The organism is Paenibacillus sp. cl130, from assembly GCF_900116035.1.
GTDB lineage: Bacteria > Bacillota > Bacilli > Paenibacillales > Paenibacillaceae > Paenibacillus > Paenibacillus polymyxa_B.
Genome location: NZ_FOYG01000012.1, coordinates 1 through 12,493, shown reverse-complemented (window position 1 = coordinate 12,493; position 12,493 = coordinate 1). Strand labels below are relative to the sequence as shown.

The following is a 12,493-nucleotide window of genomic DNA, read 5'->3' as shown; positions in this document are numbered from 1 at the left end:
CTTACATTTCTATATAGTTGTCTATTCTTTGACAAAATAATTCCTTATTTCGGCAGGAAGCCTGTCTTTTACCGCGTTCAATTTATTCTGGGGAAAATACATATGATATTTTCCTCGGTGAATACCACTTATTGAGCGCACAATTTCCGAAACTTCGGATATTTCACTCACCTCGCCCTGACGTCCAAGCAGTAAAATCTGGTTGTCCGTCGAGCCACCCTGCCGAAACACATCATAAGGAAGATCTGTCGGAAAATCAATTTCAAAATCATATTCAGGGTGCAAACCAGCCTCTTTCAAAGCTTCTCTAATACTGTCAATGGTATCTGTATCCATATTTTCAATCTCTACATATTTATACAATCTACGGTCCATAAAACGGCTGCTCAAATCACTTAAAATCTCGTCCTTTTCTCGTTTCCACTGGCTAAATACGGTCTGGATTAATGACTCGTCGAGCATCAGATATTGCTCTACTGTAAGCTCTCCTTTCAACAGATCCGGCAGCGGGTCCAGCAGAAAACCAAACTCATATCCGTTTTTAAACAATTCCTTTGCTCGCTTGAAAATTTTACGTAAAAGGATTTCCGAGCTGCGTGTTACAGGATGAAAATAAATTTGCCAATACATCTGGTAGCGTGACATTAAATAATCTTCTACTGCATGCATGCCTGATTCCTTCACAACAATTCTCCCATTATGAGGACGTAGCAGTCGTAAAATACGATCCAAATCAATTGTGCCGTAGTTGACACCTGTCGAATGAGCATCCCGCAACAAATAATCCATACGGTCAGCATCTAGCGGACTGGTTACCAAGTTGACAACGATTGGCTTATCATACGTTTTGGCTATAACCGCAGCCACCTTTTGTGGAAGCTTGTCGTCGACTTGCCGTAGCACGGCGTTGATCTTCGTGTCTCCCAGTACAATGCGGCATGTCCAATCCTCATGGTTCATATGAAAGGCTTCCTCAATTGAATGAGAAAATGGGCCATGCCCCACATCATGCAATAGGGCCGCACACAGAGCAACCAGCCTTTCCTCCTTCGGCCAATCTGGGAAATCTCCACGTTCAAATTGAGAAATAATACGTCTCGTAATCTCATATACGCCCAATGAATGTGAAAAACGGCTATGCTCCGCTCCATGAAACGTAAGATACGATGTGCCTAACTGCCGTATGCGCCGTAAACGTTGGAACTCCGGCGTGTTGATCAACCGCCATATCACAGTATCCTGAACATGGATGTAATTATGTACCGGGTCTTTAAAAACTTTTTCTTCACTGAGTGGCTGGTGCAAGATATCAGCTCCTTTAATATTCGGAATAATGGATTAAAATACAATAAAATCCTAAATGTTTTCCCTCATTCGACATTCTTTGTCGTAATATGTCGAATTATAGTTTTTCGACATTTCCAAATCGACAAACTGAATAAATCATCAATAAGATAAGGCAATACACATGAGTAAAGGTCTTTAATCTAAATACTTTTGCATAATCAGACTGTTACTACATTTTTAAGGTTGACTGTTTTGGGAATCGTTGGTATAGTAAATATCAGAAAAGAGAAAATTTTGTCGAATCATGACACTTATATTATTTTAAACGGCGAGAGGAGCCTGATTTATTATGATGAAATCCACTGGTATTGTAAGAAAAGTTGACGAGCTCGGACGTGTTGTTATTCCAATCGAATTGCGTCGTACCCTGGGAATCGGAGAGAAAGACGCTTTGGAAATTTATGTTGATGGCGAACGCATCATGCTTAAAAAATACGAGCCTGCTTGTATCTTCTGCGGCAATGCTGAGAACGTAATTTACTTCAAAGGGAAAATTGTTTGCCAAGATTGCATTTCTGAAATCCCAACACCTGTGACAAACTGAGAATTTTAGTATATAATAGACTTATCAGATATTGTTAATTCTAACCTTTTTCATATATACTCCTTGTTGCCTTCCACGGTTTGAACCCAACCGTTGGAAGGCCCTTTTTTGTTTAGACAGATATTCATAAGAGTGCGTTGTAAACATCTCTCTTGGAGATTGAACGATCTGTGGCTGTACGCTTCATTGCATCCTTGCGTGTAAGTCCCTCTGCCTCGTAATGTGCGACGTGGGACTCCAAAGATAAGGACTGCCACCACGCCTGACGTTCCTGTTCCTCTTCCTCTTCGTCTTTTCCTTCAACCACCAGGCAATATTCACCAATCGGTGGATTTCCCTCTAGTCTAGCAAGGCATTGCTCCACGGTTCCCCGAACCCATTCCTCATGCAGCTTGGTCAGCTCACGCGCAAGCACCACTTTGCGTGAACCTAATGTTTCCTTCAACACCATCAATGTCTTCACAATGCGATGAGGCGATTCATAAAAAATAATTGTGCCGTGAGATACCTGAAACGATAGCAACAGCTTCTCTAGATCCTTTTTCTCCCGTGGTGGAAAGCCAGCGAAGGTGAACCTTTCTGTATCCAGTCCTGAGGCAATTAAAGCCGATAGTGCCGCATTTGCTCCTGGGATAGGAATGACGCTAATTTCCGCTTCCAGTGCCAGCTTGACCAGATCCGAACCAGGGTCAGAAATGGCCGGTAGACCTGCATCGCTAACCAGTGCCAAATTTTTTCCTTCTATTATATAACGTATCAGTTCAGGCCCACTGGCAGCCTTATTATGTTCATGATAACTGAAGAGCATATCCGGTGTAATTTCGAAATGGGTGAGCAGTTTGCGTGTCTGCCGCGTATCTTCGGCAGCGATAATACTACATGATTTTAAGGTGTTAATCGCCCTAAAGGTCATATCGTCCAGATTCCCAATGGGTGTTGCAACAAGATACAACTTTCCCCGTTCTTCTTCGCTGGTACTAAAGCTTTTTTGTACAGCTGCTTTCACACAGAATCCCCCTTGCTTACTTCTCCATAAATATCTCTTATTTCCTGAGTATAATTCCCATTTTCCTGATATACAATGAGCGGAGGCAACAGACGAACCTCTGGTTTGCCGTCACGTAATGCTTCAACCAGTACCATATTGGCTTCCATATGAACTCGTGGGTGTACAAAACGTATTCGTTTGGGTTCCAGACTATGATTACGCATTAAGGTTATAATCTCACCCAATCGCTGCGGGCGATGAACCATGGATACTTTTCCCCCATTACGGACAAGCCGGGTGGATGCCTGAATGACTTCTTCCAGTGTACAGTTCACTTCATGACGGGCAATTGCCTGGTGAGGATTCAGCTTGATATCGCTACCATTTAGCGGCATATAGGGGGGATTCACGGTAATCGCATCATAAACACCATGTCCCGTGATGTGAACCAGCTCACGTAGGTCCCCTTCCCGAATCTGAATTGCTGCTTCTAATCCATTCAAGCTGACACTGCGTCTAGCCATATCTGCCAAGCGTGGTTGAATCTCAATTCCTTCAATAGACGCTTTTGTTCGTGTCGTTAGCAACAGCGGGACAACCCCATTGCCAGTACACAGATCCAGGATCTTTCCACGCTGTGGAATACCAGCAAAACGTGCCAGCAAGACCGCGTCCATCGAGAAGCTGAATACTTCATCACTTTGGATAATGCGCAAATTATGTGAAAGTAAATCATCAATTCGTTCAGACTTCTTTTCATTTTCGTCCATAATGCTCTCCCATCTTTTATAACCAAAATCGCTTTTCACTCATACTTCCTTACAAAAAAGCCGTAGGCATCTTGCTCCTACGGCTTGTTTTTATTTATTCAAAAATGACAGACAGAAGAGGCAATCGCCTTCCGTTCGCAAATGTCCGTAATACACGTTGCATATATGAAATCCTTCATGATACAGCCTTGCTAGATTGTCGTAGCCTTCGCCCACGACCTCACCCGTTTGCCCTTCATCCTTAATGACGATCGGAGGAGGAAGCTTCGGCTTGTTTGCCGTCTTTTCTTCTCCAGAGGTTTCACGTTTGAGCATCTTGCGCACCTGTTCGTTTTCAATCGTTAGTCGTTGATTTTCCTCCAGCAGCTCTTTTACTGCCAGTTTCAATTCACCCAGATCGCTATGCAACTGTCCCATTTGGGTTTCCATTTCGTGAATACGCGCAAAAACATTTAATTTATCCAAGTTTCCACCCCGAAGCAACCTAATGGTTTACTTGACGACTACATCGTCCATTGGAAGTTCCTTGACCTTACTGATCTCAAACAGTTGAACATGCACCGTGCGATGACCTGCATTCACACCTACGACTTTACCTTCTCCCAAAGAGGTGATAACCATCTTACCCACCTGAGGTAGCTCTTCTCGCATGCTTTCGTAGTTATCATGTTCAAACTTGAGGCAGCACATCAATCTCCCGCACAACCCGGAAATCTTCGTCGGATTCAGCGACAAACTCTGATCCTTCGCCATCTTAATAGATACCGGCTCAAAATCCCCCAGCCATGAGGAGCAACACAGAATACGTCCACAAGGTCCGATTCCGCCAAGCATTTTAGCCTCATCCCGTACGCCGATCTGCCGCAGCTCGATCCGTGTACGAAAAATACTGGCCAAGTCCTTTACAAGCTCTCGAAAATCCACCCGACCCTCTGCCGTAAAATAAAAAATGATCTTATTGCGGTCAAATGTAAATTCTACATCTACCAGCTTCATTTTAAGGCCATGGTCTTTAATTTTATTTAAACACGTGCCGAATGCATCCTTGGCCGCCAATTTATTCTCTTCTACAACAAGAGCATCATCATCCCCAGCAATACGAATGACTTTTTTTAAGGGCAGGACAACATCCGAATCATTTACCTCTTTTTTGCCCACTACAACCTTGCCATATTCAATACCGCGCGCGGTCTCTACAATGACGCAGTTTTCTTTCTCCACTGGAAGGTCCAGCGGATCAAAATAATAAGTCTTGCCCGCCTTCTTGAAACGGACACCCACTACACTATACAAAAATTAACCCCCTTGTATGCCACTAAACCTCATTTGAAGCCGACATTGTACGAATGGCCGCAATTGAAGTCTCACTGTCGCACAAACCGGGAACCTGGCGTCGCGGATTGTGCAGAGTGGAACAAGCGCGCCTTCCTGTTAGCCGGTGATAGAACCGCTTGTATCGGACAACCCAATCAGAAGCTGCTCCACGCATAATTGCCCGTTGACGTGAAAACGGAGCTTCTTCCTGCAATTCGCGGCCAAATCCATATAAGAGACCCATTGTTCCGTGCTGCGGGTGATTGCCAATTTGGAGACGGACTCCAAATGATCTATGAAAACAATGCTTTCGTGCCTTCCGTAACGGAAATGAAGCATATCCTTAAACCACAAATGAAACAGATGAAACAGAATATCCAGGTGTTCAGAAAGTCCAGTTTTAAAAATCTTCTGTTGAGCCAGAATAATAGACGAGCTCCCCCGACTCATGGACTCCTTCACTAATTGTAACACTACGTTTCTAATTTCTGCAAACCAATTCTGCTGGAGAATTTCTCTACATGATTCCAGTCCTGAAGCAATATGAACGACCGACCGGACAAGCCCTGCCGTATAGCCTTCCCCAATTAACGCCTGCATCATCACTTCCGGCTGTAAAGCGTGGAAAGGAACCTGCTGCGTCCGTGATTGAATCGTAGGTAGCAACGCCTGTCCATTTTCAGAAATGAGTATACCGACCACTGGAATCTGGGGCTCCTCCAAAAATTTAAGTAGGCTATTAGCAGCTTGCACTGTCATGGTATCCGCCTGTCGAATAATATATACCTTCGGATTGGAGCTTTCAGATTTGTAAGAAAATATACGTTGAAGCCCGCGAATCTGATCAATTTTAATCGTAGCTCCATCCGGCTCTACAATGTGCAAATCTGGATGATTCCCGTGCTCTACCTTACGGCACGACAAGCACTCCCCACATGCATCATCCGTCTGTCGCTCACAAAATAAAGCCTTAGCAAAGATCTGCGCCATGTTCATCTGCCCGCTTCCCGGCGGCCCGCTAAAAACATAGGCATGGTTGACCGTATGATTCCGTAGTGCACTTTGCAGCATTTTTTTGGCTACATCCTGGCCCATTATATGTTGAAAAGACATATTTCCTCACTTTCTCCACTGAAAACAACTGTGATCCCTCAGCAAACCGTTGTTCTTCCGGGCAAACTTTGTTGCTATTTTCATGATTCCAACTTCAAATCCTCGTTTTTCGGGGCAACTGCTGCTATTTCCGTATCACGTCTGCCCACATATACATAGTCAAAAATAATCTGCCAGCATGATCAGCAAGCAGATTATTTCTTCGTGGCAACAGCCCGTCTGTATTCATTTATAACATAAGTCTGCATTAAAATGAGAGATTAATCAGCAATCCTCTGATCTCACCGACCCCTTGCAAAAGCTCAATCTTGCCTTGTTCAGTTTCAAGCAGCTCATCCGCCATTTTGAGCAACAGCTCATCCACTTCATCAATCAGCTTATAACGTTTGCTGCGTCCCCGGCGATCCCAACCCTTTGTGTCCTTCATGGACACGCCTCGCCGAACTGTATCTTCCAAAAACCGTTTAACCAGCATCTTATAAGCCTTCAACTCACGAATCGTCATTGAACGTGCAAGACGATCTCCCTGCATTTGTATTTCCTTAAAGCGCCGATTCAATTCCTCCTGCGAAGCCTGCTCCCCATTTTGCTGCATAACGTCGGAGAAGCTCTTGGGCTGAATTGGCTTTGCACTCATTTCATTTGTAGACAATGTACTTTGTAAAGGGCGATAGCCCGGATTTATTTTCATATAAACCTGCTTTCTCCCCGGATGCTTCCACTTTCCCCCTTCATGAACAGTTCAAACTAGAACTCGGGGTTTCTTCGGCTTTCCGGGGACTACGCTGTAGCGCTGCCGTTTTAGTGGATCTGCCCTCACTCCCATCATGTGAGAAGATACAGGCGATTCCCCTATCATATCGGCAGAATAGGCCCTATTGTGTAGATTCAGAAATGCTCGAAACGGTCTACAGGCATCACGAATACCGTCGCTCCACCCACCTGCACTTCAACAGGTAACGGTAAATAGGAATCCGTCGTCCCGCTCATAGGGGTAACGGGTGTGACCAGCTGTTCACGAACCTTGCAACTGCTGCGAATGACGTTCATTAATGAGTCCACCTGATTGTCATCAACACCGATCATAAATGTCGTATTACCTGCACGCAGAAATCCTCCTGTGCTCGCCAATTTGGTAGCACGGAAATTAGCTTTCACCAGTCCGCTGGATAATCTATTACTGTCCTTATCCTGTACAATCGCAATAATCAGCTTCATCCTGTATTCCTCCTTCAAGTCATATTAGAGACAACCTTGTCCCTAGCTCAATTTTACCGTATATCCTTCGACAATTATATGCTAAAATTCTGAACAAACCGCTTTTTCAGCAAATCCTTCAATACTTGCTCCACCTGCTCTGGCGCCGGAGATGCATCAACAATTGTAATTCGCTCCGGAAATTTGCGAGCCAACTCCAAATATGCCTCTCGCACCTTATGGTGAAACGATATACTCTCCATGTCGAGGCGGTCCATTTCTGCTCCTCGTGACGCATTAATTCTTGCCAATCCCAATTCGGGCTCAATATCCAGATAAAATGTGGCATCCGGCTCCCAATCATCCACCGCGAAGCGATTAATTGAAGCTACCTCTTCAATTCCGATCCCTCTTGCAAATCCTTGATAGACCAAGCTACTATCCACAAAACGATCACATAATACGATAGCTCCCTGTTCAATAGCCGGCTTTACCTTCTCCACCAAATGCTGACGCCGCGCCGCCGCGTATAAAAGTGCCTCTGTTCGAGCATCCATACTGGTATGAGCAGGGTCCAAAATGATAGAGCGAATCTTTTCGGAAATTTCGATGCCACCCGGCTCCCTCGTCGTGATGACTGGATAGCCTTCTTCCTCCATAAACTTCGCCAGCCGTTGAATCATAGTTGTTTTACCGGAGCCGTCTCCCCCCTCCAGTGTGATAAAAATGCCTTTGCGATTCATGTTATTCCCTGCTTTCCTGCCTGAAAAATAAAAGTCACCCACAGGCTACGTATGCTTCTTTTATTCAGTCTTCTGTATTTGTTAAGTCTCTAGTATCTAATCTTTATTGTAAACGGAATACCCGAATTGTAAGCATACCTTCATCTGCTATCCCGTGCCACTTGGCTCCCAGCTCACGTAGACGACTCATCCGCAGTGCAATAGCTTCTGTGATTGTTTCTCCTGTATATAACAGCGGAATACCTGGAGGATACGGGATAATCATTTCAGCCGCTACCCTGCCAGCGGAATCCTCTACAGACACGTTCTCTATCTGATCCGGGCTAATCGGTCGAAGTCCAAACGGCACCGGACTAGAGTATCCCTTCATTCTATCATTGTTCCACGTGGAAAAATCTAATTCGAGTCTTTGCAGCTCTTTTTCCGTTGCCCCCGGCTCACCAGCCGTCTCCTTAAATCTTATATCATTATCTATATGCACAAGAGCCTGCAACAGGTGACTCGCATCCTTAGGCGTAGAGCCTAACGTAAACAATAAAACAACATGTTTTTCGTCGCTCATCTCTGGAGTACATCCATAAGTCTCCAACTCATGCTTGAGTCCAAACCCATCCAGTATCCCCCATGTATCATACAGCACCAATTTAAAAGGGTCCTGGGTTGAATATCCGCTTATTCCCTCCTCAGCCCTTTCTAGGACCTCAGAGATTCCCCTGTGAGCGCCTTTCCCCTCTAGTACCTGCTGTGTAGGTTCTAGCAAGCGAAAGCGTGGGAGCTGCTCCAGGCCCTTTCTAAAAGCATCTGCCGCCGCTAAGCCCACTGTAAAAGCATCCGCTCCATACGCCTCTATATACCATCTTGCCAAATCCAGTGAAGCCATTAACGGATAAGAAGGGCTAGAGCTCTGCACCATCGCCAACCGCTGACGAAGCAGTTCCCGATGGATTCTCTCTCCCTGCACATGTAACATGGCCCCCATGGTCATGGCTGGAAGCATTTTATGTGTCGACTGGACGACTACATCAGCCCCGCAGGATAGCGCAGAGGCTGGCAAACGAGGATGCAGCCCATAATGGGCACCGTGTGCCTCATCTACCAATAGCGGCACATGGGCTGCATGACAGGCCTTAGCCGTTGCCGTCAGGTCATGCCCCATTCCATAGTAATTAGGTAGTGTAAGTAACACCCCTTTAGCCGAAGGATAGGCCTTCAGTGCAGCCTTTATTGTATCCGTCGTTGGGGCAACCGCCAGTCCGCTTAGTGTATCTATTTCCGGATCCAGGAATACCGCGTTAGCCCCTGACAGCATGAGACCGTTCAGGACAGATTTGTGTACATTCCTCTGTACCAGCAGTAGATCTCCCGGCTCCGTACATACAGTTAAAATCATAGCCAAATTACCGACCGTGCTTCCTCCAATTAGCCAAAAGCTCTCCTCAGCACCAAAGCACTTTGCAGCCAGTCCCTGCCCTTCACGAATCACATCTTCTGGGTGATGCAAATCATCCAGTCCAGAAATTTCTGTCGCATCAATAGACATCACTTCTTGCAACAGAGACGCAATATTTTCATGCTCATATACTTGTCCATTTTTATGACCGGGTACATGGAAAGAAGCATTGCCCTGAGTCCGGTAACGTATTAGAGCTTCCATTAATGGTGCATGTACCGCCTTTTTCCCCATCATTCTGCAATCCTTCCAAACAAAGCTTTATATCTACCTTATTTTATCGTAAAATCAAGCGGAATCCTACTTTTACTCACAGAAAAAAAGGCCCGTATCGACAGACCTTGGAATGCCAATCCTTCAAAGACTAATTAGCAAAGGATATTATGCATTTTTCTGTACCCAGATTTGCTTTAATTGATCAATAAAAAAATGATATTTGGCATCAGTTGCATCCGTGTGCACCATTTCAGCTTCACACGTATCACAGATAAACTCGGAAACGATAAAAATGCCTTCATGCTTGTGCTGCCCGCATATAATGCAGCGGTGGCCGCCTTGATCATGCATATCCATCCCACCTTGTTTCTTTTACTATTAGTATGGGGCACTTTCTACTATTTTAAACCTTTTCATAGCCCAGTTCGACGATATACTCTATATATATTCCTTCTGGGCCATTATGGTGTTTGTACCCCGTATGTTTAAAAAACAGCCGTCTATGCCGATATAATAAGAAAAGCTCTTATGTATGGATACCCTTTCATCGGAGCTCTTGAACACTTCATCAGTGATAGCTTTTCCAGTAATTATAGAGTAGGCTAGCTAACACTGGATGTTGATCATTCTGTATTTCTACAAAAACGATTAAATGCTTATTTAAAGCGGCATGAGCGAAGTACCGTCCCTTTTTCCGGCTGTGGACGGGAAGCCACTTGTGATGCAGTAGATTAATGAAAGGACTGTTCGCATGACAGAGGAAACCGGAACCAAAGCTACCTACTATCACTACAAGCTCATTAAAAAAATCAGTATACCGCGTCAACTAATATGGAGTCACATCACATTACCTATTATTATGCTTCTCTTTCTGCTTCTTGCCTTTTCCTGGACTAGCGTGTTTTTGTTTGCTCTTGCCTTTTTCCTAACCTTATGGGTACACTTCGTAATCTCACGATCTGTCCTATACATCGGTGGCGGAACATCCTTCCGCAAACGCTGGGCATTCCATCGTAAATTACCTTGGCTAGGCTATATGACAGACCAGTATATAGGCTATAGCATCTTTCGTCGTGTGCACATACATACCCTCTGGATCGGTATCTGCTTATCAGCCGTATTCATTCTCTGGTCTCCACCAGCTTTTACTGTATCCTTACTCTTCTGGCATCTATGGCTTATTGCACCGCGTCTATACATCCTCAGTCGGCTTACAGGCGAGAGAAAAGATGGCATGTTGAAGTTTACCGATGAAGATGCCTCATATTATCAACAGTAAATCTAACCACTCATTATCTGTACAGATAGAAAATTCAGGTCTGAACTAACCTACACCCATATAGACCGAAGCAATAAAAAAGGAGCAACCTCAACCGGTTACTCCTTTTTTTGTGACTTAACAACTATAATCGTTATATTCGCTTATCAAGTAAACTTTTCCTCATCATTATCCTCGTTATTCATGTAGAGCATTTGATCAACATGCAAATATATAAAAGGAAGCCACTCCCTACTCAACGGCAGTTCTGAGTGCTTCCCCATATCCGATCTCTTCATTCATCGTTATACACAGCATACAATACGCTATGAGTTTACTAAAAATATGATCTACAATAAATCCTATGCTGCTTACTCGGTTGAAAACCGTGTTCCTAATTAAGATCCACGCTTTTGCTCTTCACAACAGCCTTTCTGTCTTTTGGAACCAATACAGTAAAAGAACCATCATGCACAGATAAATGCACCATGTGTTTATTTTTCTGAAACACCTTCTGATTCGAGGTGGATAAATTCGGTTCCTCAGTCCAGCCCCAAGCTGCAATCTCCTCTAGATAAGGAGCAGGTAGACTATCACTTTCCTTCAATGCTGGCAGTGCATAGCGAACATAGTCCATGTCCGAATTACTGCTGGCCCGATCGGTTTTACTAGCTTCTTTGGGAACCGGAAACGTCTTCTCATTGGCAGCACCCTCAAACGATGTCCAAGAAGGCTCCTCCTCCACGCACCCGGTAAGAATCGCGACAGCGACACTGAATAGCACCAATAGAGCAAGCCATTTATTTCGCCGCATGATCTTCCCTCCTTACCAGCCTGATTGACTATACAAAATCCTATGATGGAGTTTGCATAATTCTGCAATAATGCAGCGTGTGTGTATGGGATTCAATACCTATATTATACAGGGTTTACTCTTACATTCCGTAACAAAAATGTTACCTTCCTTTTGTAAGGATATTTCTAAAGTATACGTATATGCAAAAAAAGAACCATAATCTCAATGAGATCATGGTCCTCTTTACTTGTTGCTTGGCGACGTCCTACTCTCCCAGGACCCTGCGGTCCAAGTACCATCGGCGCTGGAGGGCTTAACGGTCGTGTTCGGGATGGGTACGTGTGGAACCCCTCCGCTATCGCCACCAAACATGAATTTGCTATGCAAATTCTATCGTACGGTTATTCGCTTCATCACTTATCGTGTGAATGAATAGCCATGCGCTTATTGTATGTCACTTGTACATACTTTCAAGGTTACACCCTGAAAACTGGATCCGAAACTCATTTGCGTTTTATTTTTAGGATAAGCCCTCGACCGATTAGTATTGGTCAGCTCCATGCATTACTGCACTTCCACCCCCAACCTATCTACCTCGTCGTCTTCAAGGGGTCTTACTAATTGGGAAATCTCATCTTGAGGGGGGCTTCACGCTTAGATGCTTTCAGCGCTTATCCCTTCCGTACATAGCTACCCAGCGGTGCTCCTGGCGGAACAACTGGTACACCAGCGGTACGTCCATCCCGGTCCTCTCGTA

General features: G+C 44.6%; 14 protein-coding genes and 2 rRNA genes. 2 read left to right on the top strand and 14 right to left on the bottom strand.

Annotation, left to right across the window (positions count from 1 at the left end; all coding sequences use genetic code 11):
• Positions 1 to 21: 21 nt before the first annotated feature.
• Entirely contained in the window at positions 22 to 1,305 is a 1,284-nt protein-coding gene (locus BM358_RS24345; protein WP_023986428.1) for an HD domain-containing protein, read from the bottom strand.
• Between the two features lie 331 nt (positions 1,306 to 1,636).
• Between BM358_RS24345 and BM358_RS24340 the strand changes: the two genes are divergently transcribed.
• Complete coding sequence (locus BM358_RS24340) at positions 1,637 to 1,891, top strand: AbrB/MazE/SpoVT family DNA-binding domain-containing protein (RefSeq protein ID WP_007428005.1); 255 nt, start codon at positions 1,637 to 1,639, stop codon at positions 1,889 to 1,891.
• A gap of 124 nt (positions 1,892 to 2,015) precedes the next feature.
• Here the strand turns inward: BM358_RS24340 and rsmI are convergent, their stop codons facing one another.
• The 10 genes from rsmI to BM358_RS24290 form a co-directional block, all read right to left on the bottom strand.
• Positions 2,016 to 2,897, bottom strand: coding sequence for a 16S rRNA (cytidine(1402)-2'-O)-methyltransferase (gene rsmI, locus BM358_RS24335; RefSeq protein ID WP_023986427.1), 882 nt, complete (start codon positions 2,895 to 2,897; stop codon positions 2,016 to 2,018).
• Complete coding sequence (locus BM358_RS24330; RefSeq protein ID WP_023986426.1) at positions 2,894 to 3,649, bottom strand: tRNA1(Val) (adenine(37)-N6)-methyltransferase; 756 nt, start codon at positions 3,647 to 3,649, stop codon at positions 2,894 to 2,896. The genes rsmI and BM358_RS24330 overlap by 4 nt, the downstream gene beginning before the upstream one ends.
• Positions 3,650 to 3,739: 90 nt before the next feature.
• On the bottom strand, positions 3,740 to 4,114 hold the full coding sequence (yabA, locus tag BM358_RS24325) for a DNA replication initiation control protein YabA (RefSeq protein WP_025722558.1): 375 nt from the start codon (positions 4,112 to 4,114) through the stop codon (positions 3,740 to 3,742).
• A gap of 27 nt (positions 4,115 to 4,141) precedes the next feature.
• On the bottom strand, positions 4,142 to 4,942 hold the full coding sequence (locus BM358_RS24320; RefSeq protein WP_013308110.1) for a PSP1 domain-containing protein: 801 nt from the start codon (positions 4,940 to 4,942) through the stop codon (positions 4,142 to 4,144).
• Between the two features lie 138 nt (positions 4,943 to 5,080).
• On the bottom strand, positions 5,081 to 6,076 hold the full coding sequence (holB, locus tag BM358_RS24315; protein ID WP_023986424.1) for a DNA polymerase III subunit delta': 996 nt from the start codon (positions 6,074 to 6,076) through the stop codon (positions 5,081 to 5,083).
• Between the two features lie 247 nt (positions 6,077 to 6,323).
• Positions 6,324 to 6,767, bottom strand: coding sequence for a YaaR family protein (locus tag BM358_RS24310; RefSeq protein ID WP_013308108.1), 444 nt, complete (start codon positions 6,765 to 6,767; stop codon positions 6,324 to 6,326).
• Between the two features lie 197 nt (positions 6,768 to 6,964).
• Positions 6,965 to 7,294 carry a cyclic-di-AMP receptor gene (locus BM358_RS24305; protein ID WP_007427998.1) on the bottom strand — a complete coding sequence of 110 codons (330 nt, stop codon included), beginning with the start codon at positions 7,292 to 7,294 and terminating at the stop codon, positions 6,965 to 6,967.
• A 74-nt stretch (positions 7,295 to 7,368) separates the two neighbouring features.
• Positions 7,369 to 8,016 carry a dTMP kinase gene (gene tmk, locus BM358_RS24300; RefSeq protein WP_013308107.1) on the bottom strand — a complete coding sequence of 216 codons (648 nt, stop codon included), beginning with the start codon at positions 8,014 to 8,016 and terminating at the stop codon, positions 7,369 to 7,371.
• 103 nt (positions 8,017 to 8,119) lie between these two features.
• Positions 8,120 to 9,703 (bottom strand): aminotransferase class I/II-fold pyridoxal phosphate-dependent enzyme, encoded by a 1,584-nt coding sequence (locus tag BM358_RS24295; RefSeq protein ID WP_028542520.1) that lies wholly within the window; start codon positions 9,701 to 9,703, stop codon positions 8,120 to 8,122.
• A 144-nt stretch (positions 9,704 to 9,847) separates the two neighbouring features.
• The gene (locus BM358_RS24290; RefSeq protein WP_023986422.1) at positions 9,848 to 10,033 is read right to left on the bottom strand and encodes a sigma factor G inhibitor Gin; all 186 of its coding nucleotides are present in this window, start codon (positions 10,031 to 10,033) and stop codon (positions 9,848 to 9,850) included.
• Positions 10,034 to 10,433: 400 nt separating this feature from the next.
• On the opposite strand from BM358_RS24290, the gene BM358_RS24285 reads away from it, so the two are divergent.
• Positions 10,434 to 10,961 (top strand): hypothetical protein, encoded by a 528-nt coding sequence (locus BM358_RS24285; RefSeq protein ID WP_023986421.1) that lies wholly within the window; start codon positions 10,434 to 10,436, stop codon positions 10,959 to 10,961.
• Between the two features lie 373 nt (positions 10,962 to 11,334).
• Here BM358_RS24285 and BM358_RS24280 read toward each other — a convergent pair whose 3' ends face one another.
• The 3 genes from BM358_RS24280 to BM358_RS24270 all read right to left on the bottom strand — a co-directional run.
• Positions 11,335 to 11,754 (bottom strand): hypothetical protein, encoded by a 420-nt coding sequence (locus BM358_RS24280; protein WP_013308104.1) that lies wholly within the window; start codon positions 11,752 to 11,754, stop codon positions 11,335 to 11,337.
• Positions 11,755 to 11,988: 234 nt separating this feature from the next.
• Positions 11,989 to 12,105 (bottom strand): 5S ribosomal RNA (gene rrf, locus BM358_RS24275).
• A gap of 152 nt (positions 12,106 to 12,257) precedes the next feature.
• Positions 12,258 to 12,493, bottom strand: a 23S ribosomal RNA gene (locus BM358_RS24270); the annotation flags it as partial.